The organism is Antribacter gilvus (genome assembly GCF_003946865.1).
GTDB lineage: Bacteria > Actinomycetota > Actinomycetes > Actinomycetales > Cellulomonadaceae > Antribacter > Antribacter gilvus.
Window position 1 is genome coordinate 1 of the sequence record NZ_QXTH01000021.1, and the last position, 22,953, is coordinate 22,953.

General features: G+C 72.4%; 26 protein-coding genes. 12 read left to right on the forward strand and 14 right to left on the reverse strand.

Annotation, left to right across the window (positions count from 1 at the left end; translation table 11 throughout):
* Positions 1-96: 96 nt before the first annotated feature.
* Entirely contained in the window at positions 97-624 is a 528-nt protein-coding gene (locus tag D1350_RS22605; RefSeq protein ID WP_125778320.1) for a hypothetical protein, read from the reverse strand.
* A gap of 231 nt (positions 625-855) precedes the next feature.
* Between D1350_RS22605 and D1350_RS22610 the strand changes: the two genes are divergently transcribed.
* Both D1350_RS22610 and D1350_RS22615 read left to right on the forward strand, forming a co-directional pair.
* Positions 856-1,728 carry an ALF repeat-containing protein gene (locus tag D1350_RS22610; RefSeq protein WP_125778321.1) on the forward strand — a complete coding sequence of 291 codons (873 nt, stop codon included), beginning with the start codon at positions 856-858 and terminating at the stop codon, positions 1,726-1,728.
* Between the two features lie 148 nt (positions 1,729-1,876).
* On the forward strand, positions 1,877-3,061 hold the full coding sequence (locus D1350_RS22615; RefSeq protein WP_125778322.1) for an AI-2E family transporter: 1,185 nt from the start codon (positions 1,877-1,879) through the stop codon (positions 3,059-3,061).
* Between the two features lie 50 nt (positions 3,062-3,111).
* Here D1350_RS22615 and D1350_RS22620 read toward each other — a convergent pair whose 3' ends face one another.
* Positions 3,112-3,993 (reverse strand): trypsin-like serine protease, encoded by an 882-nt coding sequence (locus D1350_RS22620; RefSeq protein ID WP_164545284.1) that lies wholly within the window; start codon positions 3,991-3,993, stop codon positions 3,112-3,114.
* Between the two features lie 115 nt (positions 3,994-4,108).
* Here D1350_RS22620 and D1350_RS22625 point away from each other — a divergent pair, with 115 nt between their 5' ends.
* Positions 4,109-4,741, forward strand: a complete 633-nt coding sequence (locus D1350_RS22625) for a hypothetical protein (protein ID WP_125778324.1) — start codon at positions 4,109-4,111, stop codon at positions 4,739-4,741.
* Between the two features lie 145 nt (positions 4,742-4,886).
* The gene (locus tag D1350_RS22630; protein ID WP_125778325.1) at positions 4,887-6,179 is read left to right on the forward strand and encodes a CE1 family esterase; all 1,293 of its coding nucleotides are present in this window, start codon (positions 4,887-4,889) and stop codon (positions 6,177-6,179) included.
* Between the two features lie 84 nt (positions 6,180-6,263).
* Here D1350_RS22630 and D1350_RS22635 read toward each other — a convergent pair whose 3' ends face one another.
* Entirely contained in the window at positions 6,264-6,617 is a 354-nt protein-coding gene (locus tag D1350_RS22635) for a VOC family protein (protein WP_338068199.1), read from the reverse strand.
* A gap of 121 nt (positions 6,618-6,738) precedes the next feature.
* Positions 6,739-7,737 (reverse strand): alpha/beta fold hydrolase, encoded by a 999-nt coding sequence (locus tag D1350_RS22640; RefSeq protein WP_125778327.1) that lies wholly within the window; start codon positions 7,735-7,737, stop codon positions 6,739-6,741.
* 81 nt (positions 7,738-7,818) lie between these two features.
* Between D1350_RS22640 and D1350_RS22645 the strand changes: the two genes are divergently transcribed.
* Positions 7,819-8,388 (forward strand): TetR/AcrR family transcriptional regulator, encoded by a 570-nt coding sequence (locus tag D1350_RS22645; RefSeq protein WP_240644290.1) that lies wholly within the window; start codon positions 7,819-7,821, stop codon positions 8,386-8,388.
* A 42-nt stretch (positions 8,389-8,430) separates the two neighbouring features.
* Here the strand turns inward: D1350_RS22645 and purN are convergent, their stop codons facing one another.
* The gene (purN, locus tag D1350_RS22650; RefSeq protein WP_125778328.1) at positions 8,431-9,054 is read right to left on the reverse strand and encodes a phosphoribosylglycinamide formyltransferase; all 624 of its coding nucleotides are present in this window, start codon (positions 9,052-9,054) and stop codon (positions 8,431-8,433) included.
* A gap of 372 nt (positions 9,055-9,426) precedes the next feature.
* Here purN and D1350_RS22655 point away from each other — a divergent pair, with 372 nt between their 5' ends.
* Positions 9,427-9,933 carry an FBP domain-containing protein gene (locus D1350_RS22655; protein WP_125778329.1) on the forward strand — a complete coding sequence of 169 codons (507 nt, stop codon included), beginning with the start codon at positions 9,427-9,429 and terminating at the stop codon, positions 9,931-9,933.
* A gap of 18 nt (positions 9,934-9,951) precedes the next feature.
* Here the strand turns inward: D1350_RS22655 and D1350_RS22660 are convergent, their stop codons facing one another.
* Positions 9,952-10,770, reverse strand: a complete 819-nt coding sequence (locus D1350_RS22660; RefSeq protein ID WP_125778330.1) for an HAD family hydrolase — start codon at positions 10,768-10,770, stop codon at positions 9,952-9,954.
* A gap of 446 nt (positions 10,771-11,216) precedes the next feature.
* On the opposite strand from D1350_RS22660, the gene D1350_RS22665 reads away from it, so the two are divergent.
* Complete coding sequence (locus D1350_RS22665; RefSeq protein WP_125778331.1) at positions 11,217-11,999, forward strand: GH25 family lysozyme; 783 nt, start codon at positions 11,217-11,219, stop codon at positions 11,997-11,999.
* Positions 12,000-12,004: 5 nt separating this feature from the next.
* Here D1350_RS22665 and D1350_RS22670 read toward each other — a convergent pair whose 3' ends face one another.
* Positions 12,005-13,144: an epoxide hydrolase family protein gene (locus tag D1350_RS22670; RefSeq protein ID WP_125778332.1), complete on the reverse strand. Its 1,140-nt coding sequence runs from the start codon at positions 13,142-13,144 to the stop codon at positions 12,005-12,007.
* Positions 13,145-13,197: 53 nt separating this feature from the next.
* Here D1350_RS22670 and D1350_RS22675 point away from each other — a divergent pair, with 53 nt between their 5' ends.
* Positions 13,198-14,169, forward strand: coding sequence for a helix-turn-helix transcriptional regulator (locus D1350_RS22675; protein ID WP_125778333.1), 972 nt, complete (start codon positions 13,198-13,200; stop codon positions 14,167-14,169).
* On the opposite strand, the gene D1350_RS22680 is transcribed toward D1350_RS22675, so the two are convergent.
* The gene (locus D1350_RS22680; protein ID WP_125778334.1) at positions 14,156-14,935 is read right to left on the reverse strand and encodes a GAP family protein; all 780 of its coding nucleotides are present in this window, start codon (positions 14,933-14,935) and stop codon (positions 14,156-14,158) included. The genes D1350_RS22675 and D1350_RS22680 overlap by 14 nt on opposite strands.
* 51 nt (positions 14,936-14,986) lie before the next feature.
* Here D1350_RS22680 and D1350_RS22685 point away from each other — a divergent pair, with 51 nt between their 5' ends.
* The gene (locus tag D1350_RS22685) at positions 14,987-15,763 is read left to right on the forward strand and encodes a DUF1361 domain-containing protein (RefSeq protein WP_125778335.1); all 777 of its coding nucleotides are present in this window, start codon (positions 14,987-14,989) and stop codon (positions 15,761-15,763) included.
* 31 nt (positions 15,764-15,794) lie between these two features.
* Positions 15,795-16,298 (forward strand): GNAT family N-acetyltransferase, encoded by a 504-nt coding sequence (locus D1350_RS22690; RefSeq protein WP_125778336.1) that lies wholly within the window; start codon positions 15,795-15,797, stop codon positions 16,296-16,298.
* 45 nt (positions 16,299-16,343) lie between these two features.
* Here the strand turns inward: D1350_RS22690 and D1350_RS22695 are convergent, their stop codons facing one another.
* Positions 16,344-16,769 (reverse strand): four-helix bundle copper-binding protein, encoded by a 426-nt coding sequence (locus D1350_RS22695; protein WP_125778337.1) that lies wholly within the window; start codon positions 16,767-16,769, stop codon positions 16,344-16,346.
* Positions 16,770-16,859: 90 nt separating this feature from the next.
* On the opposite strand from D1350_RS22695, the gene D1350_RS22700 reads away from it, so the two are divergent.
* Entirely contained in the window at positions 16,860-17,756 is an 897-nt protein-coding gene (locus D1350_RS22700) for an NADP-dependent oxidoreductase (RefSeq protein WP_125778338.1), read from the forward strand.
* A gap of 13 nt (positions 17,757-17,769) precedes the next feature.
* On the opposite strand, the gene D1350_RS22705 is transcribed toward D1350_RS22700, so the two are convergent.
* From D1350_RS22705 to D1350_RS22720, 4 genes are read right to left on the reverse strand one after another with little or no spacing between them, the layout of a single operon-like run.
* Positions 17,770-18,858, reverse strand: coding sequence for a DNA glycosylase AlkZ-like family protein (locus D1350_RS22705; protein ID WP_125778339.1), 1,089 nt, complete (start codon positions 18,856-18,858; stop codon positions 17,770-17,772).
* Positions 18,840-19,316: a sigma factor gene (locus tag D1350_RS22710; protein ID WP_125778340.1), complete on the reverse strand. Its 477-nt coding sequence runs from the start codon at positions 19,314-19,316 to the stop codon at positions 18,840-18,842. Before D1350_RS22710 ends, D1350_RS22705 begins: the two co-directional genes overlap by 19 nt.
* A 52-nt stretch (positions 19,317-19,368) precedes the next feature.
* Complete coding sequence (locus D1350_RS22715; RefSeq protein WP_125778341.1) at positions 19,369-20,067, reverse strand: esterase/lipase family protein; 699 nt, start codon at positions 20,065-20,067, stop codon at positions 19,369-19,371.
* Positions 20,064-20,849, reverse strand: a complete 786-nt coding sequence (locus D1350_RS22720; RefSeq protein WP_164545285.1) for an alpha/beta fold hydrolase — start codon at positions 20,847-20,849, stop codon at positions 20,064-20,066. Before D1350_RS22720 ends, D1350_RS22715 begins: the two co-directional genes overlap by 4 nt.
* 265 nt (positions 20,850-21,114) lie before the next feature.
* Here D1350_RS22720 and D1350_RS22725 point away from each other — a divergent pair, with 265 nt between their 5' ends.
* Positions 21,115-21,927, forward strand: a complete 813-nt coding sequence (locus D1350_RS22725; RefSeq protein ID WP_125778343.1) for a C40 family peptidase — start codon at positions 21,115-21,117, stop codon at positions 21,925-21,927.
* Positions 21,928-21,985: 58 nt separating this feature from the next.
* On the opposite strand, the gene D1350_RS22730 is transcribed toward D1350_RS22725, so the two are convergent.
* Entirely contained in the window at positions 21,986-22,849 is an 864-nt protein-coding gene (locus D1350_RS22730) for a putative RNA methyltransferase (protein ID WP_125778344.1), read from the reverse strand.
* Positions 22,850-22,953: the final 104 nt, after the last annotated feature.

Sequence of the window (22,953 nt, forward strand, 5' to 3'; positions counted from 1 at the left end):
CGGGTGGCTGCACTTCTACAATCACCACAGGCTCCACAGCGCCATCGGAAACCAGCCACCGATCAGCCGACTGACCAACCTCCCTGGACATCACATCTAGCTGGTCCTGCGCCGCCGGAAGTAGGCGACGGTCAGCACCCCGAGCAGCGGGCCCCAGGCCAGCAGCGGCGCGTAGCAGAGCACCAGGATCGTCCGCTGGGCGTCGGTCGGAAAGAACTCGTAGAGCGTCCCGTTGGCGAATCCGTTGGCGAGCCCGATCGCGGCGAACGTCCAGATCCCGGTGAGCGCCGCCGACCCGAGCGCCGCGGGGATGGTCGCTGCCAGCCGGTGGACCGGTCGGCCGCCGATGATCGGCAGCCATCGAGGGGCCACCTCGCCCCAGTGCTGGACCAGTCCGAGGGCGAGCAGCGCCACCGCCTCGGAGACCAGCGAGAGGCTGACGATATAGATCCGCTCCCCGAGCGGCAGAACGATGGCGGCGCTGACGACCGGCAGCCCGGCCACCAGGGCGATCCGCCACAGGCCCGACGGGAGCGTGAGCAGGGCGACGACGTGCGCCAGGCGGTGCGTTCCGCGCCTCGCTCCGGTGGCCGGTGCGTGGAACTTCTCGGGTGCGATGGTCATGTGGCCGATCGTCCGTGACCGTCGACCTGTCGCCATCCCCCCTCTGCGTGAACCCCCTCCCCCGCTCGGGGGATAGGCGCGCAACGGGCCCGACTTCGGATGCGATCCGGCAAATCGGCCTAAACAGCCATAAAGACGTTAGAGTACCGCGGGGGTTTGGCCCGTGTCCTGTGGACACCGTGCCGCTGAGCCCATGTCGATAACAAGGAGCTTGTGCTGGTGCGGAATTTCATGCGTTCGCTCGGCGTCGCCGTGGTGCTGGCAGTGGTGGGCTTCGGAGGCGGAGCCGTGTCGGCCGCTGCGGCAGACCCCGTGACAGACGTCCGGGCCTTCGTCGAGGCAGGTTTCCACGGGACGTCGGAGGAGGAGTACCGGGCCTGGGCCGAGGTCCTGGCGACCGCCGCCGACAGCCCGGTGACGCAGCAGGCAGCGACGGAAGCGCTGGCCGGGGCGTGGGAGGGGCTGAAGGCCTTCGTCGACGGGGGCTACCGGGCTGCGTGGTACGCCGACGAACGCCTGCGGGTGGCACGCGTCCTCGAGGCCGCGACCGGCCCCACCGTCAAGACCGCCGCACAGGCGGCCCTGGCCAGCAGCGACCCCGCGGCCCTGTCCGAGTTCCTCTCGACCGGCTTCGCCCAGGCCCAGTACGCCGACGACCGGCTGGCTGCCGCAACGATGCTGACCGGTGGCGCGAACAACAGCGGTCCGGCACTCGACGCGGCGGCGCGGGCAGCGCTGGCGGGCACCCCCGCGGACCTTCGTGAGTTCCTGCTGAACGGGCAGTTCGCAGCACGCGCCCTCGACGCGCAGGCCGCCGCACCCACCGCCACGCCCACGCCCACGACCTCGGCCACACCCACCGCCACGCCCACGACGTCGGCCGCACCCACCGCCACGCCTACGACGTCGGCCACATCTGCCGCACCGGCAGCGGCTCCGCTGACCGGGCGGGCGGCCACGCCCACCGCCGGCGCCGGGCGCCCTGCCGAGATGCTCCCCGCCACGGGGCCTTCCACCGCGACGACCGTGGCCGCGCTCGCCGCCACCGCTCTCCTCGTCGGCGCCGGCCTCATGATCCTCGCCCGTCGGCGCCGCCAGGCCTGAGGGCCATAGTCGACGATCATCACCGGCCCCTGTCGGGACAGCCTCGGGTTTGCGCTGTCTCGACAGGGGCCGCCGCGCGACCCGGGCCCGACCGCAATAGCGTCGGTATGTCCGGTGCTCGCCGGATCCAGCACGAGGAGGACAGGCGATGGGTCTCTTCGGCCGCCGCAAACCGCCCCCCGCCCGCCAGAACGTCCTGACGCGCAGCGTCGAGGCTCAGCCGCCGGACGACCACGAGGCACCTGCGGATCCGAGAGCCTCCCAGCTGTGGTCGGACGGCTTCGGTCGCGTCGGCACGCGGTCGCTGCAGATCCTCGCGGTCGTCGCGGTCGTCGCCGTCTTCGGCTTCGTGGGCACGCGCCTGACCCTCGTCGTGATCCCCGTCCTCATCGCGCTGGTGCTGGCGGCGGCAATCTCCCCGCTGGTCGCCTTCCTGCGCCGACGCGGCCTGCCGCCGATCCTCGCGACGTGGATCTCGCTCCTCGCCCTGATCGCGCTGCTGTCGGCGATCGTGTGGCTCGTCGTGCGGGCCGTCGTGGACCAGTGGGACGAGCTGCGGGACCAGGCGCTCGAGGGCTTCGACTCCCTGCAGGCCTACCTCCAGAACCTGCCGTTCGACATCACCGAGGAGCAGATCGCGTCGGTACGCGAGTCCGCCATGAACCTGCTGCGGTCGGACGCCGTGGGCTCCGGTGCCGTCGCGGGCGTGTCCCAGACCGCCGACTTCGTCGCGGGCTTCTTCATCATGATCGTCGTCCTGTTCTTCTTCCTGAAGGACGGACCGGCGATGTGGGAGTTCCTGCTGCGCCCGTTCGAGGGTCACCGGTACGAGCGGGGAAAGCGCGTCGGCGCCGCGACCATCCGTACGCTCGGCGGCTACGTGCGCGGGACAGCGATCGTGGCGACCGTCGACGCGGTCGGCATCGGCGTCGGCCTCGCGATCGTAGGCGTGCCGCTCGTCATCCCCTTGTCCGTGCTGGTCTTCCTGCTCGCCTTCATCCCCCTGGTCGGCGCCACCCTGGCCGGCATCCTCGCTGCCCTGGTGACGCTCGTCGCCGTCGGGCCGGTCGAGGCGCTCATCGTCGTCGCGATCGTCGTCGTCGTGAACCAGCTCGAGGGCGACTTCCTCCAGCCCATCGTCATGGGCCGGACCCTGCGCCTGCACCCGCTCGTGATCCTGTTCGCCCTGACGGCAGGGACGGTGCTCGTCGGGATCACCGGCGCCGTGCTCGCCGTCCCGATCGCCGCGTCGATCTGGCACGCGATCCAGGTGTGGGACGGGCCCGACCTCCCGGCACGGTTCGCGCGCAAGAAGCGCCCCGAGACAGCCTGAGGCCCCTCCCTCGGGACCGACGAGGTCGCGAGGGAGGGGCCGGTGCGTGGTCAGATGGCGACGATGTCGATCTGGGCGAACTCCTCGTCCCCGATGATCGAGCGGATCCAGTCCTGCGCCGCCTGGGTGTCGACGCGGTAGCTGAAGTCGGTGCCGCGGCAGTACGAGTTCAGGCCGAACGAGGTGACGGCCACGATCGTGTTCGACGTGTGGTCGCCGTAGAAGATCGGCCCGCCGGAGTCACCCGAGCAGGTGCCGCCCTTGCCCTTGCCGTTCCCGGTCGTCTGAATGTTGAACCCGCCGGTGTTGTTGCTGGTCAGGTTCGTCAGGCGGGCGGACGCCATCAGCCGCTCGCGGAACGACTCCACCGCGACCGGGCTGCTGTACGACAGGCCATAGCCGCTGGCCGTGAAGACCACGTCCTGCTGGCCCTGCATCGTCGCGAGGCGGTCCAGCGAACCGACCGCCGCGAGCGAGCCGTACTCGTCGAGCATGATCGGCTGGTCGAGGATCACCAGCCCGAGGTCCTTGGTGTCGGGGAACCCGGCGAAGTTGTCGAAGCCCCAGTTGTACGCCTCGTCGGACGTCGCGCAGACGTCGCCGAGGGTGTCGCCCGCGCAGAACTCCGGGTAACCGGTGACGGGGTCGAGCTGCGTCTCGGGGTCGTAGTTGACGCCCGCGTCCTGCTGGAAGTAGACGACCGCCGTCGCGACGTCGTCCGTGCAGTGCCCGGCCGTGAGGAACACGGTGGGGGTGACCAGCGAACCGGAACAGCGGCCGAGGAACTCACCTTCGGCGTCGAAGGTGGTGACCAGGCCGACGTACGGGTGCTCGTAGTCCTCGACGTAGTTGCCGGTGATCGCGACGGCGGGTGTCGCCGATGCGATGACCAGGCCGGCGAGCGCGGTGGCCGCCAGAAGTGACTTGCGCACAGTGCCTCCATGGGGGGATGACGGCAGGTAGCCGTGTGAGCGCACGCTAGACCTGGTGCGCCCGGCAGGCATCCTGACGGCACGCACCCGCCACATTTAACCCACGGAGGACGGCATGGACATCGACCCGGAGCCGCACCCCGGCTGCGAGCGGGCCGGTGACGGCTTGCTCGTCGAGCCCGTCTCGGCGGTGACCTCGCTCGCGTACGTGGTGGCAGCGGTGGTGATCGTCGCGCTCCTCCGCCGGGCGGGCCGGCCCGTGCCTCATGCGTACGTCGTCCTCGTCGCCGGGATCGGCGTCGGCTCCGTGGTGCAGCACGGGCCTGACCCCGCCTGGTCCGACGTCGTCCATGACCTGCCGCTGGTCGGTGTGCTCTGCTTCGTCGCGGCCGACGGTGTCGCGGTGCTGGCCGGCAGGCCGCGCCGCTGGTGGTGGTGGGTGGCACCCACCGCTGCCCTCATGGTCCCCGTGCTCGTCCGGCCGCGCGCCGGGGACCTGGCACAGGTCGGCGTGGCCGTCGTGGCCGCGCTGCTGGTGCTCGAGCGGGCGCGCCACGAGCCCGCCGTGCGCCTCCGTGTCGCCTGGGCGCTCGGCCTGCTCGCGGTGGGCGGGCTCGTCGGGTCGCTGTCCCGCACGGGCGCACCTCTGTGCGACCCGTCGTCCCTGTTCCAGGGGCACGCCGTGTGGCACGTACTCTCGGCGGCCGCCCTCGTCGCCCTCGCACCGCTCGTCACCACCCGCCGGTGACCGTGCTGGCGGCCGGGCGGTGTGAACCGTTTAGCACCGTTCAGTCCGGCGAGATTTATCGTTACATTCGCCCGACTGGCGGGCGTCGGCCCGCAGACACCGTCCTCGGCAGAGCGGCTGGGGACCTGCTGGAGGGAGCGACACCATGCGACACCCCAGACCATCCCGAGGCCGCCGGGCACTGCTGGCGGCCGCGGCCGCCCTGCTCGCCATCGGAGGACTGACCGTCCCCGCCGCCGCACTGCTCGGGGGCGCCGTCACGACGTCGGCCACCGCCGGGTGCGGCAAGCCCGCCGGCCTGGCGACCGGCACCCACACCCTCACGAGCGGCGGGCAGTCCCGCACGTTCCGGCTCGACGTGCCCGCGGGGTACGACCCGAACCGTCCCTACCGCCTCGTCGTGGGGCTGCACTGGTGGCACGGCACGTCCGCGGACGTGGTGAACCAGGGCTTCTACGGCCTCAAGCCGCTCGCGGGCCAGAGCACGGTGTTCGTCGCCCCGCAGGGCATCGACAACGCCTGGCCCAACAGCAACGGCCAGGACGTCACGTTCGTGGACAACGTGCTGCGCACCGTCGAGTCCGCACTCTGCATCGACACGACGCAGCGGTTCGCGACCGGCTTCAGCTACGGCGGCGGCATGAGCAACGCCCTGGCGTGCGCCCGCGCCGACGTGTTCCGCGCGGTCGCGGTCCTGAACGGCGCCCAGCTGTCCGGATGCACCGGTGGCACGCAGCCCATCGCGTACCTGGGCTCCCACGGCGTCGTGGACGACGTCCTGAACATCTCCCAGGGCCGTGCGCTGCGAGACCGGGCCCTGCAGACGAACGGTTGCCAGGCCAAGCAGGCGCCCGAGCCCGCGGCGGGAAGCGGCACCCACGTACGGACGGACTACACCTGCCGCGACGGGTACCCGGTCGTGTGGATCGCGTCCGACAGCGGCCACCAGTGGGACGCCAAGGACCGCGGCCAGGCGCAGTCGTGGGTCCCTGGCGAGGTCTGGCGGTTCTTCACGTCCCTGACGTCGACGACGCCCACCCCCACGGTCCCCCCGACCTCAGGGCCGACGCCGACCGCCTCGCCGACCTCGGGACCCACGCCCACCGTCTCCCCGACGCCAGGCCCGACCCCCACCGTCACTCCGACCCCCGCCGGCGCCTGCTCAGCGACGTACCGCACCGTGAACTCCTGGCCCGGCGGCTTCCAGGGCGAGGTGACCGTCAAGGCCGGCTCCCCGTCGACGTCGTGGAGCGTCGCCTGGCGTTCGTCGGGCGAGCGCGTGGACCAGGTGTGGAACGGAACGCTGACCGTGCAGGGCGACCTCTTCGTCGTCCGGAGCGCGGACTGGAACGGCCGCCTCCCGGCCGGCGGAACCACGACCTTCGGCCTGGTGGGCAGCGGCACGCCGCCGAGCCCGGCTCTGACCTGCACGAGCTGAGCTCCTCAGAGGCTCAGCAACCGGCCGTCGACCCGCCCTGGCGGCGGGTCGACGGCCGGTTCGCCATGATCCGCATATACCCGCCTACCCCTCGCCGCTCATCAGCCCGATGATGTTGCCCGCCGGGTCCTGGAGCCAGGCGCCGTCGCCGCCGCTCCCCATGAGCCCGCGCGCGATGCCCTTCTCGTCCTGGCTGAAGCCCTCGTACCGCTCAAAGGTGGCGCCCTTCCCGGTGAGCTCGTCGACCGCCGCGTCGATGTCGTCCACCACCAGGTGCATCACGGTGAACGTCGCCGGGGTGTGGTTGTCCTTCGGGTAGACGAACACGTCCCCACCGCCCGGGAGGTGCAGCTCCAGGCCACCGACCTCGCTCGGGACGGTGGTCACGAGCCCGAGAGTGTCGGCGTAGAACGCGCGGGCGGCGTCGATGTCGTTCACTGAGAAACTGGAGAATCCGCGCCGGATGTCGACCATCTCGACCTGCTCCTTCGTGAGGGGTTTCGAACCCCTCCAGCGTGCCACCGCAGCGCGAAAGCGCACGGCGGAGTGGCGTCACCGGTCACTCGCTCCTCGACCAGAAGGCCTCGAGCTCCGCGTCCAGCTCCGGCGCCACCTGCATCGGGAGCGAGTGCGTGGTTCCCGGCCAGACCCGGACCTGCGCGTCCGGGATCAGCCCGGCCCGCTCGGCTGCGCCGTCGCCACCGGCGAGCGAGCGCTCGGCGATCGCCACATACACCGGCATCTCCAGGCCTTCGAGCTGGGGGTCACTGAGCTGCACGGGGTTGGGCAACGACGACGAGCTGAAGTGCCGCGACCCTGCGGCGATCATCCGCGCCAGCGGGTCGCCGGGGTCGACCTCTTCATCAGCGACCCCGCCGATGCTGTTCAGCGCCGCCGTGCGCCACGACTCCGGCACGAACGGCAGGGTAGCGGGGACCGAGGCCAGGATGACCGAGACCGGCAACGTGCCCAGGGTGAGGATCGGCTCGACGAGCGTCAGGCTCGCCAGCCGGTCTGGGTGATGAACCGCCACGGACGCCGCGAGACCGCCACCCTGCGAGTGCCCGACGAGGTGTGCGCGGTCGATGCCCAGCCCCGCCATCGCCTCCTCGACCCACCGCGCCGACTCGGAGATGTCGCGCATCGGGACCGTCTGCACCGACAGCCCGGTGTCACCGAGGCTGTCGAACGCGTACACCGTCCGGTTCTCTGCGTAGTGCGGCAGGTTGTCGGCCCACATGGGCACCGCGGCGGACCGCCCCGGCAGCAGCAGCACCGGGATCGCGTCCGGCTCGCCCTCGTGGACCCAGGCATAGGCGCGGACGGTGCCGAAGCTCGTCTCGACGTCGTGCACCTCGGTGGGCTGGGACAGGCGCCCGAGCGCGGCGGCGTAGGCGGCCTCGTAGGTCGCGCGACCCTCGAGGGTGCGGAAGTACCCGACGCCCGGCCCGCCCGACGCCAGGAGGGCCGCCGTGCAGGTCGAGACCAGCGCGACGACGGCCAGGAGGACGATCGGCCAGCGGCGGCGCTTCAGGTCCGCCGAGGTGCGCTTGCTCATGAGGTCCCCCAACGTCGGTTCGTTTGACAATACGATCGCATCGTAACAGATGCGATGCGATCGTATTGCTACAGTGACCGCATGCCCCGAGTCGTGGACCACGAAGAGCGCCGCACCGAGATCGTCCACGCACTCTGGTACGTGATCGCCGAGCACGGCATCGAGGGCGTCAGCCTGCGCCACGTGGCCGCCGCGGCCGAGGTGTCCGCCGGCCGCATCCAGCACTACTTCGGCACCAAGGAGGCCTTGGTGGTCGCCGGCTGCGAGGCGCTCATCGGCTCCGCCTACACCGGGTACCTCGAGACCGAGGGAGCGTCCCCCCGCGACCGGCTCCTGCACGTCGTCACCCAGCAGGTGCCACACGACGAGGCGGGGCGGTTCGGGGTGAGCGTCTGGTACGCCTACGTCGCCAAGGCCATCAGCCACCCCGAGATCCGACGGCTGCTGGCCGAGGCCCGCCGGGGCGCGGAGGACGAGTGCGCCCGACTCGTCCTGGCCGCCCGCCCGACCGGCGAGGGTGAGGGCAAGGCCCACCAGCAGGCACGCCGCCTCCTTGCGCTCGCCGACGGCCTGACCCTCCGGGTGCTCGTAGGAGACCTGGACGCCACTGAGGCGATCGCCACCCTCGAGGCCGAGGTGCATTCGATCTAGCGACGCCCCTGGTCGCCCTGGCGCCGGTCCGGCCGCGACGCGTCACTGGCCTGGCCGCCACCCGCCTGACGCGCACCACTCACGCAGCCAGCCGAGGAGCAGCTCCTTCTCGGCCGCCTGGACTCGCGCGCGGAGCGAGGGGACGTCGTCGTCGGGAAGCACAGGGACGCGAGCCTGCGCGAGGACGGGGCCCTCGTCGTACTCGGCGGTCACGGCATGGACGGAGGCCCCGGTGACCGTCGCACCGTCGGCCAGCACCGCCGCGTGCACCCTGTCGCCGTACATCCCGACGCCGCCGTACGCCGGGAGCAGCGCCGGGTGCGTGTTCACGATCCTGCCGGCATACCGGGCCAGGACCTGCGGGCCCAGCTTCTTCAGGTACCCGGCGAGAACGATCAGGTCGGCTCCCGCCCCGTCCAGCGCCGAGACGGTCGCCACGTCGAGCTCGTCCGGGTCCGGGTGCGTCGCACTGCTGAGGTGCAGGGCCGGCACGCCTCGCTCCCGGGCGCCCTCCAGCACGCCCGACCGGCTGTTGTTCCCGAGAACCAGGCAGACCCTGGCCGTGGGAAGCTCCGCCGCGACGACCTCCATGACCGCCGCGGCTGTCGTTCCCGCCCCCGATCCGAAGAGTGCGATGCGGACGAGGGCGGGGACGGGAGCGGGCATGCGGCCAGGGTATTCGGTGCCGTCATCCGCACATCGCATGATCCCGCCGGCGTGCGCCCATCCGGCCAGGTGCCCAGAATCACGCTGACCCGGACGCCCCGCCGGGCGTAGCATCGACAGGTCGGCCGCCGTACAGAGCGGAGCGGACCGACTCACACGGAGCGACGAGGAGCACGCGGATGCTGGGCATCGCAGGTTGCGGGGTGGCCGTCTCGGCCTGCTCGGGCATGCCTGGACGCCCCCTGCCCTGCCGCCGCCCCGCTCCGGTGCCCCGACTGCTCGGGTGACCGCGGCGTCGTCGTGCACCGTGCCTGACGCACGTGCCCGGCGTCGAGCGGCGGCCTCCGCAACCACCGGAAGCCGAGAAACCTGATGAATCCCCTGACCGAGAAGCAGATCCGCGCGTCCTTCGTGAACGCCTCCAAGCGCGAGGCGTCGCAGGCGACCCTGCCCGACCTCGACACGGTCCCCTGGGACCGCCTCGACTACCTGGGCTGGCGCGACCGCAAGGCGCCCCTGTCCGCCTACGTGGTGCTCGAGATCGACGGCGAACCCACCGGCGTGCTGCTGCGCGCCGGCGACGAGAAGTCCGGCCGCGCCCGCCGCAAGGGCGTGTGCGCCTGGTGCGAGGACGTGGTCGTGACCGACGACGTCAGCCTGTACGTCGCCCGCCGGGGCGGCGCGTCGGGCAAGAACGGCAACACGATCGGCACGTTGATCTGCACGGAGTTCCTGTGCTCGCGGAACGTGCGTCGTCCCCCGACGTACACCGAGGGCGGCAACGACCCGTCGGTCCGCGAGCTGATGGTCGAGCGTCGGACCGCCGGGCTCCGGGAGCGGTCCGCCAGGTTCGTGGCGGAGGTGCTGCGCACCCGCTGATCTCTTCCGTGGACGGGGTCAGAGGAGCGAGTTCAGCACCGCCACCACGCCGTGCTCGGCGATCGTCCCTGTGACCTCGTCCGCGGCGTCCCTGACGACACCGGGCGCGTGCCCCATCGCGACGCCGCGTGCCGACCAGGCGATCATCTCGAGGTCGTTCACGCCGTCGCCGACGGAGATCGTGCGCGACACGTCCACACCGAGCGCGCGGCGCACGTTCTCGAGCGCGGTCGCCTTGCTCAGGCGGACGGCGGTGACGTCGATCCAGTCGGGACCGGCCGGCGTGGCGGTGACGCCGAGGGTCCGCAGCGGCTCGAGGAGCGCCAGCACCCCCGCTCCCCGCAGGATGGCCCGGGAGACCGGGACGTCGCCCAGCTCTTCCACGGGCTCCACGCGCTGCTCGCCGTTGACCTCGTCGTCGCCGAAGAGCGACGACACCCGGTAGCCCCAGCCGATGACCTCGACGCCCACCTGCACCCAGGGCAGCGCTGCACGCGCGAGCCGCACCACGGGGCCCACGTCGAACGTCCGGACGTCCTGGAGCGCGTAGCCACCAGGGCGGGTGCTGCTCAGGCGAGCGGTGACCGCGCCGTTCGAGGCGACGACCCATCCGTCCAGGATCCCGAGACCTGCCGCGACAGGGAGGATCCCGACGAGGGACCGGCCGGACGCGAGGACGACGTGGTGACCGGCCGCCCGCACCCGGTCCACGGCGTCCACCGTGACGATCGGGAGCCGCATGTCCCGGTCGAAGAGAGTGCCGTCGATATCCAGCGCCACCAGCGCGGGGGGCGCAGTACGCACCCGGGCCGGGACCAGTTGCTCGTCCGACAACATCGGCTTACCTCGTTCTTCCCCCCGCGACAGCGCGATGGCTCGCCCTGCCTCCAGTGAATCAGCCCGAAATGTACCGTGAACTCCGGCCTCGTTCATGCGTTTGCACATGCTTTCCGAATTCGCGGCTGAGTCGCTGCCGCGGAGAGGGCTGCGGCGCACCAGACCGCAGCGGGACGCTCGACCGACCCGTGCCGGACGATCTGGCGGCAGACCTCGGCGAGGCCCTCGCTCGCGGCGCGCTCAGCGTCGGCGGCGGGGAAGCGGCGGTGGACCGAGAATACGACGGCACGACGGTGTGCAGCCCACGCTCCGGCGTCGCGGACGGGCGTGAAGGGGGTGAGCGTTGTGATCATGCAGCACAGACGCTCGAACAGCCCCGATGTCACAGCACTTTCTCCACGTCCCCCCACCGCGCTGACGCTAGCAGCGCTGCGACACTGTCGCCCATGACAGCCGACCCCAGATCCGGGCGCCGCTCGCCCTTCCACGTCCGCCGGCGTGGTGCAGCCGCAGCCGGGGTCGCGGCAGCGGTCGTGGTGGCACTGGGAGTGCTCGGCGCCCTGGTCGCCACGGGGGTGCTGTGGCCCAACCGCCTGTTCGCGGCAGGGTACGAGGTGCGCGGCGTCGACGTCGCGCACTACCAGGGCACCGTCGACTGGGACGTCCTGGCCGAGCAGGACCTGCAGTTCGCCTACCTCAAGGCCACCGAGGGTTCCTCGCACGTGGACGAGCGGTTCGCCGACAACTGGGCCGGCGCGACCAGCACCCCCCTTCTCGTGGGCGCCTACCACTTCATGAGCTACGAGAGCCCCGGCGAGGCGCAGGCGGCGAACGTCGTCGCCACGGTGCCGGCCGAGCCCGGCACGCTCCCGCCCGTCGTCGACCTCGAGCACTACGGCGGGTACTTCGAGGACCCGCCGACGGCGGACACGGTCCAGGCGATCCTCGACCCGCTCCTCGCCCGGCTCGAGGAGCACTACGGGGCGCCGCCGGTGATCTACACGACCCAGGACGCCTACGACGCGTACGTCCGCGACGCCTACCCCCGCAACCCGATCTGGATCCGGTCGGTCGCGGTGCCGCCCAGGCTTCCCGACGGGCGCGGCTGGACCATCTGGCAGTACTCGAACCGCGACCGACTGCCGGGTTACGCGGGCGTGGAGGAGTACATCGACGTCAACGTCTACGCCGGGACGCTGGAGGAGCTGCGCGCGACGACGCTGCCCTGACGCGGTCAGACCCCGGAGAAGAAGACACGGAGGTCGGCGACCACGTCGTCGGGCACCTCCATCGCGGCGAAATGGCCGCCCCGCGGGAACTCGGACCAGTGCGCGAGGTTCGCGTTGTCGCGCTCGGCGAAGGCCCGGATCGTCTGGAAGTCGTCGGCGAAGACCGCGACCCCGGTCCGCCCCTGGCTCACCACCGGCTCGGCCGCCGCGCGCTGGTCCTCGTAGTGGTATCGCACGGTCGTGGCGGCGGTGTTGGTCAGCCAGTAGAGGCTCACCTGCGCCAGCACCTGGTCGCGGTCCACGAGGCTCGTGCCGTTGCCGAAGTTCTCGAACAGCTCGCTGTAGGCCAGCTGACCCACAGGGGAGTCGCTGAGCCCTGCGGCCACGGTCTGCGGGCGCGTGCCGTTCATCGCGTTGTAGCCGCCCACCGACTGGAACCACTGGAGGTGCGCCAGCGCGGCGTACTCCTTCTCCCCGAAGCCGTCCATCTCGCCGGGGGCCCCGCTCGGGAACGAGAAGAGCTGGAGCACGTGGGCGCCCAGGAAGCCCTCGGGGTCGAGCACCGCGAGCTCGCGCGAGACGATCGCGCCCGCGTCGCTGCCGTGGGCGCCGTAGGAGTCGTATCCGAGCCGTCGCATGAGGGTGTCCCAGGTGCGAGCCACGCGAGCCAGCGTCCAGCCGCCGTCCGCCATCGGGGTGCTGAACCCGAAGCCGGGGATCGACGGGACCACGACGTGGAAGGCGTCCTCCGCCCGGCCGCCGTGCGCCTCGGGGTCGGTGAGCGGACCGATCACGTCGAGGAAGTCGAGGAAGGATCCGGGGTAGGTGTGGGTGAGCACGAGGGCCCTGGCGCCGGGGACCGCGGACCGCACGTGGAGGAAGTGGACGGTCTGGCCGTCGATCTCCGTGAGGAAGCCCGGGAACGCGTTGATCTGCGTCTCCTCGGCGCGCCAGTCGAACGTGTCCTTCCACCGGGTGACCATCTCGCGCAGGTACGACTGCGGCGTGCCGTAGTCCCACGAGTCGCCGGGGGCGGCGGGGGCGAAGCGGGTCCGCTCGAGACGGTGGCGGAGGTCGTCCAGGTCCGCCTGCGGAACCTGGACGGTGAAGGGGCGGATCTCGGAAGCAGTGGCTGTGGTGTTCATGAGACTGACCCTACGAACCATTCAGGAAGGGATCGTTCCGTTATTCTGGACCCGTGGCAACGACCTCTGCACGGCTCCTCGCGCTGCTCGGGCTCCTGCAGTCCCGTGCCGACTGGTCCGGTCCGGAGCTGGCCCAACGCCTCGGCGTCTCGGACCGCACCATCCGGAACGACGTCGCCCGCCTGCGCGACCTCGACTACCCCGTCCATGCCGTCCGCGGGCCCGGCGGCCGGTACCGCCTCGGCGCGGGCGCCACGCTCCCGCCGCTCCTCCTGGACGACGACGAAGCGGTCGCCGTCGCGGTCGGGCTGCGGGCCGCCACAGGGATGGCGGGGTTCGAGGAGACCGGCACCCGCGCGCTCACCAAGCTCGAGCAGGTGCTGCCCGACCGTCTGCGCCGCCGCCTGACCGCCCTGCGGGACGCGACGAGCGCCGGCCCGGTGAACACCGACTCCAACGTGGAGGACCCGGTGGTCGAGGCATCTCTTCTCAACGACCTGGCGGCCGCCATCCGCGACCAGCAGGCTCTGCGGTGCGACTACCGCGAGGAGCGCACCGAGATCGAGCCGCACCACGTGGTGTCCTGGCAGCGCCGGTGGTACCTGGTGGGCCGGGACCGCGCCACCGGCACCTGGTTGCCGTACCGGGTCGACTGGCTGCGGCTGCGGACGCCGGGCGCCGGGCGGTTCACGCCGCAGCCGTTCCCCGGCGACCCGACGGAGTTCGTGGTGCGCGAGGTGGCGCGGACCGGCTGGGCGGTCCACGCACGGATCGTCCTGGAGGCGTCGGCGGACGAGGTCCTCGCCCGGATCAACCCTGCGGTCGGCACCGTCGAGCCGCTGCCGGACGGCCGCTCGGTGCTCGTCACCGGCGGGGACAGCCTGGAGACCGTCGCCGTCTGGACCGGGATGCTCGGCCTCGACTTCACGATCGAGGAGCCGCCGGAGCTGGTCGGCCACGTCCGGGAGCTGGCGGAGCGCTACGCGCGCGCCGCTGCTCCACGACGCGTCGTCAGAGACGGATGATCGCGTCTCCCAGGCCCAGGTTCCCCACCGCGTCGAGCACGAGGAGCGCGCCCAGGATGCCGAGCACCCATCCAGTCATCTCCTCCGCGTTCCGGGTCAGCCAGGCGTCGAGCCGGCGCAGGAGCGGGTCCACCGCCCGGGCCACCGCCAGCCGGCCGGCCAGCAGCAACAACGCCGGCAGCACCATCACCACGCAGTAGCCGGCCAGGACCGCCACCGACGTCGCCGGTGCCAGGCTCGACGTCGCCAGCATCCCGATCGCCGCGAGGTACGGCAGCATCGTCGCGACCTCGAGCGACACCGCGCCCAGGGCCAGCCCCATGAGCGGGAGAGCGGAGCCGGAGGCAGGGCCGCCGTCGGCCCCCAGCGCCCGCTCGCGCCAGCGGGAGAGCCTGCCCTGCTTGCCCTCCGCCTCCTGGCGGGCCCGCCGCGCCTCGGACCGCTTGCGGTCGAACCGGAAGCTCAGCACGAACAGTGCGACGCCGAGCACGAGCTGGACGGCGTACGCCGTCGGGCTCTCGAGCGCGTCCCCGAACCGGTCCAGGACGAAGCCCGCCCCGAACATCACGGCGATGCCGACGGCCAGGTAGAAGACGGCGACCGTGCCCAGGTACACGAGCAGCCGGCCCGCCCGCGGACGCCCCGGCGCCATGAGCAGCCAGACCGGGATGAGGAGAGTGCCGAAGCTCGTCGAGTCGACGAGCGCGAGGAGCGCAAGGGGTCCGAACAGCGCGGCGAGCCCCAGGTCGGCGGTGGCGAGATCCATGTGGTTCATCGTGGCAGGGCACCTCGGGGGCGCGGATCCACCTTTCGGACGATGCTCATGCTGCCCGCGTCGCCGCGCGGCCCGCGCTGCACGCGGGCAGCATGGGGCGCGATGAACCTCCTCCTGCCTCTCGGTGTGGTCCTGCTCAACGTCTACGCGCTCGTGCTCGTCCTCCTGCGGGCAGCGGTGTTCCGCGTCCCGGTGTACCGGCCGATGCTGCTCAACATCGGGCTCTCGGTGGCCCCGGCGGCGGTCGTGCTCGTGACCGCCGCTTCGGCCTTCGGCGTGGTGACGCTGGCGCCGAACCAGTTCCTGATGTTCGCCGTCCTCGCCGTGGGCGGCGTGGTCTGGGTGCTGCTGCTGCCGAATGCCGGCTACCTGATCACCGAGCTCAACTTCTCGCACCGGCACGTGGACGACCCGGTCCCCCTCTGGTACGACATCGTCGCCGTGCTCACCCTCGCCCTCTCCGGGGTGGTGAACACCCTGGTCAACGTGCTGGTCGTGCAGGTGGGGTACGTCCTGATCGTGCGGCCCAACGACGACGCGCCGCTCGCCCACGCCGACTCGTGGCTCCTGGCGCTGGCCACCCTGCTGCTCGTCACCCTGGGCATCTACCTGGGCCGCTACGTGCGCTTCAACAGCTGGGACCTGCTGCACCCGCGGTCGTTCGCGGGCAAGCTCTTCTCGCACTTCCGCGAGCGCCGCAACCTCGCCACGGCCGGGGCATTCTGCCTGCTCCACACAGCGTTCCTCGCGATCTTCTACCTGATCGTCGTGGGGCCGGTCGCCGCGCTGCTGGAGAACGTGTCGGCAGGGGCGGTCTGAGCGTCGCCCGGCACCGTTACGATGCGGCCTCATGACGACCCAGATCACCGTCGACCTGGTGCCGGTGAGCGATGACGTCCTCACCCTGCTCCTGGCCCTCGCCGAGACCGACGCCGAGCCGGGCGAGGTCATGCCTCCCGTGCCGGGCGACCCGGGCTGGACCGAGGAGCGCCGGGCGGCGTTCCGGGCCTTTCACCGCGCCCGGCAGCTGACCCCGGACACGACCACGACAGAGGTCACGTTCGGCGTCCGGGCGGACGGCGAGGTCGCGGGCTCGGCCCGGCTCGCGCAGGTCGACGGCGATCCGGCGACCCGGGAGGTGGGGCTCTGGCTCGGGCGCCGGTTCCGTGGGCGGGGTGTGGGGGCGCAGGTGCTGGTGCGTGCCGCCGCCGCGTCGCGGGTGATGGAGGCGAAGCGGCTGCTCGCCCGCACCACCGCGGACAACGTGCCCGCCATGGGGCTGGTGACGGCGGCGGGGTTCACGCTGACGCCCGACCTCGACGGCGGGGTCGAGGCGGTCCTGGACCTGCGCTGAGGCCTGACGTCTCGGGCCTCAGGCCTCAGGCCTCAGGCCCAGGCCTCAGGCCGGCATCGCCTTCTCCGACGACTCCGCGGCTGAGAGCAGCGCCCGGCACGCGGCCTCGCACGCCCGGCACGCCTCGGCGCAGAGGCGGCAGTGCTCGTGCATCTCGGCGTGCTGGGCGCACTCGTCGCCGCAGGTGCTGCACGCGATGATGCAGGCCTGCAGGTGCGCCCGGATCACCGCGCCGGGGTAGCCGAGCCGCCGGGTGAGGATCCGCGTGAGCGCCTCGCAGCTGTCGGCGCAGTCCAGGTCGGTGCGGATGCAGAGGCGCAGGTCGCCGATCATGTCCTCGGCCAGGCAGGCGTCGGCGCAGGCGGTACAGGCGAGCGCGCACCGCTGGAGCGCGTCGATCGCGTCCGCGATGAGTGCCACGTCGGTCTCGACCTCGTGCGGGTAGGCCTCGAGGATGTCGGTCGTGTTCATGGTGGACCTCCGGTCGGTGCGCCCCGGAGCCGGGACGGCGTCCCTCCTGACGCTAAGAAGAGCGGGAGCCACTCGCAGTACGGTGCAACCATGCGCGCCATCGTCATCGAGCAGTTCGGCGGACCCGAGGTCCTGCACGTCGGCGAGGTCCCTGACCCGGAGCCGGGTCCGGGTCAGGTCCTGGTCCGCGTCGAGGCAGCGGGCGTCAACCCGTTCGACGGGAAGGTCCGGTCGGGCAGCATGGAGCAGTTCTTCCGCACCCCGCTCCCGAAGGTGCTGGGCCTCGACGTGGCCGGGACGGTCGTCGCGGCCGGTGACGGCGCCGACGTGGGACGGGGGACCCGGGTGGTCGGGACCACGGGCGCCGGGTACGCCGAGCTCGCCGTCCTGAACCTGTGGACCGAGCTGCCCGGCGGCCTGGACGCGGTCCGGGCCGCCGCCCTGCCGTCGGTCGGCGAGGCGGCGCGACGCGGGCTGCGGATCCTCGGCGTACAGCCGGGCGAGACGCTGCTCGTGCACGGGGCGAGCGGCGCCGTGGGCGGGATCGCCGTGCAGCTCGCCGTCGCCGCGGGCGTCACCGTCGTCGGGACTGCTTCGGCCTGGCACCTCGACCGGGTCGAGAAGTACGGGGCGACCGCGGTCGAGTACGGCGAGGGCCTCGTCGACCGTGTGCGGGCGCTGGCCCCGCAGGGGGTCGACGCCGTCCTGGACGCCGCCGGGCGTGGGGTGCTGCCCGACAGCATCGCGCTGCGCGGCGGCACGGAGCGGATCCTCACGCTGGCCGACGGCGCGGCCTACGGCCTGGGCGTCGAGTTCTCCCAGCAGGCCGACCCGTCCGCCGAGGCCCTCGCCGACCTGGTCGGCCTGGTCGCCCGCGGCGCGGTGACCGTGCCGGTGACCAGGGTGCTCTCGTTCGAGGAGGCGCCCGAGGCGCACGCGCTGGTGGACTCCGGTCGTGCGGGCGGCAAGGTGGTTCTGGTTCCCTGACGGGCGCGGGGGGTCAGACGCTCACGAGCTCCAGACGCAGCCACCGGGCGAGCGACTCGAGCTCGGCGTCCACGGCAGCCTCCACCTCCGCCGAGAACGGGAGGTCCTCGTGGATCGCGTTCACCCGCAGGAGCCCGCCCTTGCGGTCGGCCGTGACGTCGACCTTCCCGACGAACCGGTCGTGGTGCAGCACCGGGAGCGCGAAGTAGCCCCACCGCCGCTTCGCCTTCGGCTTGAACATCTCGACGATGTACTCGAAGTCGAAGATCTGGAGGAGCCGGTCCCGGTCGGCGACGAGGCGGTCGAAGGGTGAGAGCAGCGCCGTCCGCCCCTCGAAGTCGCCCAGGCCCTCCAAGGCCTCGACGTCCACCCGCCACTCGCCGTCGATCCCGTCCACGACGGCCGGCTCGCCGCCGACCTCGACGTACCAGGGGTCACCCGCCACGCCCGGCTGCCGCAGGCGGCTGATCCCCATGGCCCGGATGCGGCGGCGCTCCCGCTCCGCCCGCGCCTCGTCGAACGGGACCGGATCGACGGCCGGGTAGACCCGCTCCGCGAGGTCCCACAGCCGCTCCCGCCCCTCCTTGCCGGCGATCGCCACCTGACCTCGCCGGCTGAGCAGCTCGAGCAGCTGGTTGACGTTCCGGTTCCCCGTCCAGCCGGTCGACTGCCACGGGACCTGGCTCGTGTCGGGGATCTCGCGGGCGAGGAGCGGGCCGTCGTCGCGCAGGAGGGCGAGGACGTCGCGGCGGAACGCGTCGTTGGCCTCGACCCACGACTGCCCGTACGGCCCCGGCGGAGGCCATGCCGCCATCTCGGCGAGGTAGAGACCGATGTCCGCCATGGACCGCACGGTGCCGACCAGCTGGAACATCATGCGGTCCCGGACCGCGTCGTCGACGGCCCCCTGCCAGTAGGAGGCGCCGAGCCGGGACCAGGAGATCAGGTCCACGGCCGGCGCCACCGCCGAGGTGGGGTCCACCGGCAGGTAGGTCAGGTGCTCGACCGTCCGCAGCAGGTCGGTGGGGCGGTGCGCGTCCAGACGCTGCGCGCGCACCGCCAGCCGCCGGGCCTGCTCGACGGTCAACCGCAGGAGAGCCATGCCACCGAGGCTAACGCCGGGAGGCGGGCTCGGATGCGCTGGCGGCGGCTGAGGGTGTCGAGGGCACGGGCGAGGCGGTCCCGCTCGGCGTGATGGTCGGCGTCGGAGGGGACGCCGGCGTCGGGCACGGCTGCCGGGTCGAGGAGGACCTCGCGCCGGCGCTTGCGCCAGGTGTCGGTCCGCAGGTTGGCGAGGGTACGGCGCGCGTAGGCGAGCGGGCTCCCCTCCCGGGCCCGCGGCCAGGCGAGGTAGGTCCGGGTGAACGCCTGCTGGACCAGCTCCTCGGCCTGGTGCTCGTCACCGCACAACAGCCAGGCCGTGCGAGCGAGCGCTGGTGCGGCGCTCTCCATGAAGGCCGTGAACTCGGCGGCGCGGTCGGCCGGTGCGGTGACCACCACCCGGACGGCTCCGGTGTCGGACGTCTGGTCGGGGCTCGCGCGGCCCGCGACGATCGGCATGCTCATACCTCTTACACGTCTGGGGGGCGACAGAGGTTGATTACCCGAGCGCTCAGCCCGCCGAGAGCCGCGCCACCTCGTCGACCACGCACGCCACGAGCACCGGGTCCCCGAGCGGGCGGAAGTGCCCCGACAGCGGCAGCTCGATGTTGGTGGCGCCCACCAGGTGTCCCGTCTCGGGGATGTGCGGGTCGAACGTGGGGTACACGGCCGTGATGCGCTCGTTCACCAGCAGCTCGCCGGCGAGGGCGAGGAGGACCGGGTCGTTCGGCTCGAACGACCGCAGGGCACGCCCCACCAGGTACCGCGCCCAGCGCGACCCGGCGAACGGCGTCGCGATCGCGACCATCCCGGCGACCCGCTCCCCCACGGGGGACAGCATGACGTGCTTGCCGATGAGCCCGCCCTTGCTGTGCGCCACGAGGACGACGCCGTCCAGGCCGGTCTCCTCGAGGTAGGCCACCGTGAGGTCGGCGCCTTCGAGCACCGGCCGCCGGTTGTACCCCAGCCCACGCACCACGTGGACCGGGTGCCCGGCGCGGGCGAGCTCCGCGGCGACCGGAGACAGGAACTCCCAGGTCTCGTAGATGCCCGGCAGGAGCACCACGGGGGCGCGGTCGCCGCGCCCCGTCGGCACGGGCGAGCGCCGCACCACGTGCCGCACCTGCTGGTCGGTGGCGTAGGCGTAGTCAGCGGCCCAGGCACGCAGCCGCGAGGCGAGCCCACCCGGCGACCGGCGGCGCCCCGTCATCGGGCTCCTCGCCCGGCCGCCTGCCACGCCTCGATGACCAGCGCCACGAGGCCGCCCGGGTCGGAGTCCATCGCGTGGTGCCGACCGCGCAGGGTCCGGTGCTCGCCCCGGGGTGCCAGCCGGGCGAGCTCCTCCACCCAGGGCTCGCCGGCCACAGGGTCACGCCGGCCCCGGACCACCACCACGGGCGCGACCGCGAGCGGCACCACGTCCTCCAGCCGGTGCGCGACGACGTGGCGGAGCTGGGCCAGGTAGTACGGGAACCTGCAGCGCACCAGCGCGTCCACGAGCAGGACCGCCATCGCCGCGGGCGGCTCACCGACGGCGTCCCGGGCCAGCCGGGCGGCCTGCCGGGGGAAGGAGCGGGAGCCGGGCTCCGCCGTCGGCCCGACGAGGATGCCGGCGCTCGCGGCGTCCGGGAACTGGGCCAGGATCTGGCCCACCACCTGGGTGCCCATGGAGTGGCCGACGAGGACCGGCGCCGGGAGCCCCGCGCCGAGGATGCGCTCGCGCACGTACGCGGCGACGAGGGCGGCATGGTCGGCTACCGGGACGTCCCGGTTCGGCCGGGGCGAGGAGCCGAACCCGGGCAGGTCCACGGCGTGGACGTCGCCGTAGGGGACGAGCCGGGGGATGGCCGTGCGGAACGCTCGCGCCGACGAGCCGACGCCGTGCACCAGCACGACGGCCCGGCGCGGCACCTCGACGGAGTCCGTCACGTGAGCGACGACCGTGAGGTCGCCGACCGGGAACCGCTCCGTCCGCGATGGGGCTCCTGACATGCGGTACAGCATGGTCCCGGACCGCGGCGTTCGCGGTGCAGCCACGCCCGAGGGCTCGTTCTACGCCCGTTTCGTCGCAAGTCACGAAGTTACAAAGGCGCAATCAGTCAAGACAATCACCAACAATCGTTATCTGGTTGTGACGAGAACGACTGAATGTTGTTACCGTCGACACCGCCGCGTCGGCCCGTGACGCGGTCGCAGGGCCTCGGGTCGGACACGATCAGGCGCTCCGCGAACCCTCTCAGGCAACTGGAGACCATGGGTGAGCACGTCATTACGGCGCGGTCGACATCGCGCTGAGCACTGCACCATCACGCCTCTGACCGAGCTGTCCCGCAGCGCCACCGGCTTCGCCCGCAAGGGTGCGCTCGTCGCCGCCGCCTCGGGGCTCCTCGTCTCCGCGCTGGTTCCCAGCGCGCACGCCGCCGACAAGCCGGCCGCCCGCATCACCACCGTCGACGTCGACGCGCTGACCGCGGCAGCCCGCGCCTCGCTCGCCACGTCGCCGGCGGTCACCGTCTCCGCAGAATCGACGCTCACCGTCGAGACGGGGACCATCGCCGTCACGCCGGCTCCGAAGCCGGAGCCCGTGCCGGAACCAGCACCGCGCACGACGACCACGTCACGGACCACCACGCGCGCTGCCACGACCACCACGACCACCAGGACGGCCGAGGCAGCCGCCCCGGCCGCGGCCCCGGCTCCTGCCCCGGCTCCCGCGCCTGCCTCCGACGGCTCGATCGGCGACCGCGTGGCGTCGGTCGCGAACGGGCTCACCGGCATCCGTTACGTCAGCGGAGGTTCCACGCCCGCCTCAGGCCTGGACTGCTCAGGGCTCGTCTCGTACGCGTACGCGCAGGTGGGGATCTACCTGCCGCACTCGTCGACGAGCATCCGCAACGTCGGCCGGGTCATCTCGGCCGCCGAGGCACGCCCCGGCGACCTCCTCTGGTCACCGGGGCATATCTCGATCTACATGGGCGGCGGCATGCAGGTGGAGGCCGTCTACGCGGGCACCGCCTCGCGCTACTCCCGCATCTGGCAGGACAACCCGGTCTACCTGCGCGTCTACTGACAGAGCAGAGTGGCCGACGACGGACGGGTCGCCTCCCCAGGGAGGCGACCCGTCGGCGTCACACCACCCGGTAGGCCCGCACCAGCACGTCCACCTCGGTGTCGAGGCTGTCGAGACCGGTCAGGCTTTCCCGCAGGTCAGGCGCGACGGACCAGTTGTAGGGCGTCATCTGGAGCAGGTTCGCGACCTGGCCCGGCCCGCGCAGGCGGAGCGGGTAGCGCACGTGGTGGACGCCGACGGGTTCGAAACCCGGCTCCCCGGCCAGCGCGTCGCCCGGCTCGTGCGTCACCGCCTCGTCGTAGAGCAGCTCCTTGAAGGAGAACAGGTGCCGCTCGCCGGGTCCGCCCACGAGCACCACGCCACCCGGCCGGACGACCCGCCGGAAGTCGGCGGGCGAGACCGGGGAGAAGTGGGTCAGGAGCAGGTCGACCCGGTCCGCGAGGATCGGCATCCGGAACGTGCCGGCCACGGCGTACGTGCCGAGCGGGTCCCGCTTGGCGGCCACCCGCACCGCGTGCTTCGACACGTCGGTACCGACGAGCAGATGGTCGCGGCCCAGCGGCTGCGCCGACAGGTGCTCACGCAGGCGGCGCAGGTAGTACCCCTCCCCGCAACCGGCGTCGAGCACGGTCGCGGAGCCCTCCGGCAGGTACCCGGCAACCACCTCGGCGACGCCGTCGGCGAGCGGCTCGTAGTGGCCGGCGTCGAAGAAGTCCCGCCGGCCGGCGATCATCTCCTTGCTGTACCCGGGGTCCTTGGAGCTCCGGTGCTGGGCCAGGAGCAGGTTGACGTAGCCCTCCTTGGCCACGTCGTAGGCATGCCCTTCCGAGCACCGGTACCCCGGCCCCTGTCGCGGGAGAGGTTCCTCGCAGGCGGGGCACCGGAAGACGGGCGCGCCGGCGGCGGAGCGGGGAGATTCCATGATCAGGCAGCGTACGCGGCGCCTCGGAGAACGGCCGGGCCGCTGGCCGGTCATGTGTCGGACCACGGCGGATGGTTGCCCGCCGTGACACGATCGTGACATTT

Excerpts from the sequence above, each read along its gene's own strand:
- D1350_RS22625 (WP_125778324.1), top strand. The coding sequence starts at position 4,109 with ATGGACATCGACCCGGAGCCGCACCCCGGCTGCGAGCGGGCCGGTGAC.
- D1350_RS22645 (WP_240644290.1), top strand. The coding sequence starts at position 7,819 with ATGCCCCGAGTCGTGGACCACGAAGAGCGCCGCACCGAGATCGTCCAC.
- purN (WP_125778328.1), bottom strand. The coding sequence starts at position 9,054 with ATGCCCGCTCCCGTCCCCGCCCTCGTCCGCATCGCACTCTTCGGATCG.
- D1350_RS22715 (WP_125778341.1), bottom strand. The coding sequence starts at position 20,067 with ATGACGGGGCGCCGCCGGTCGCCGGGTGGGCTCGCCTCGCGGCTGCGT.
- D1350_RS22665 (WP_125778331.1), top strand. The coding sequence starts at position 11,217 with ATGACAGCCGACCCCAGATCCGGGCGCCGCTCGCCCTTCCACGTCCGC.
- D1350_RS22615 (WP_125778322.1), top strand. The coding sequence starts at position 1,877 with ATGGGTCTCTTCGGCCGCCGCAAACCGCCCCCCGCCCGCCAGAACGTC.
- D1350_RS22700 (WP_125778338.1), top strand. The coding sequence starts at position 16,860 with ATGCGCGCCATCGTCATCGAGCAGTTCGGCGGACCCGAGGTCCTGCAC.
- D1350_RS22695 (WP_125778337.1), bottom strand. The coding sequence starts at position 16,769 with ATGAACACGACCGACATCCTCGAGGCCTACCCGCACGAGGTCGAGACC.
- D1350_RS22655 (WP_125778329.1), top strand. The coding sequence starts at position 9,427 with ATGAATCCCCTGACCGAGAAGCAGATCCGCGCGTCCTTCGTGAACGCC.
- D1350_RS22680 (WP_125778334.1), bottom strand. The coding sequence starts at position 14,935 with ATGGATCTCGCCACCGCCGACCTGGGGCTCGCCGCGCTGTTCGGACCC.
- D1350_RS22670 (WP_125778332.1), bottom strand. The coding sequence starts at position 13,144 with ATGAACACCACAGCCACTGCTTCCGAGATCCGCCCCTTCACCGTCCAG.
- D1350_RS22720 (WP_164545285.1), bottom strand. The coding sequence starts at position 20,849 with ATGTCAGGAGCCCCATCGCGGACGGAGCGGTTCCCGGTCGGCGACCTC.
- D1350_RS22705 (WP_125778339.1), bottom strand. The coding sequence starts at position 18,858 with ATGGCTCTCCTGCGGTTGACCGTCGAGCAGGCCCGGCGGCTGGCGGTG.
- D1350_RS22660 (WP_125778330.1), bottom strand. The coding sequence starts at position 10,770 with ATGTTGTCGGACGAGCAACTGGTCCCGGCCCGGGTGCGTACTGCGCCC.
- D1350_RS22640 (WP_125778327.1), bottom strand. The coding sequence starts at position 7,737 with ATGAGCAAGCGCACCTCGGCGGACCTGAAGCGCCGCCGCTGGCCGATC.
- D1350_RS22730 (WP_125778344.1), bottom strand. The coding sequence starts at position 22,849 with ATGGAATCTCCCCGCTCCGCCGCCGGCGCGCCCGTCTTCCGGTGCCCC.
- D1350_RS22685 (WP_125778335.1), top strand. The coding sequence starts at position 14,987 with ATGCTCATGCTGCCCGCGTCGCCGCGCGGCCCGCGCTGCACGCGGGCA.
- D1350_RS22605 (WP_125778320.1), bottom strand. The coding sequence starts at position 624 with ATGACCATCGCACCCGAGAAGTTCCACGCACCGGCCACCGGAGCGAGG.
- D1350_RS22710 (WP_125778340.1), bottom strand. The coding sequence starts at position 19,316 with ATGCCGATCGTCGCGGGCCGCGCGAGCCCCGACCAGACGTCCGACACC.
- D1350_RS22610 (WP_125778321.1), top strand. The coding sequence starts at position 856 with ATGCGTTCGCTCGGCGTCGCCGTGGTGCTGGCAGTGGTGGGCTTCGGA.
- D1350_RS22630 (WP_125778325.1), top strand. The coding sequence starts at position 4,887 with ATGCGACACCCCAGACCATCCCGAGGCCGCCGGGCACTGCTGGCGGCC.
- D1350_RS22690 (WP_125778336.1), top strand. The coding sequence starts at position 15,795 with ATGACGACCCAGATCACCGTCGACCTGGTGCCGGTGAGCGATGACGTC.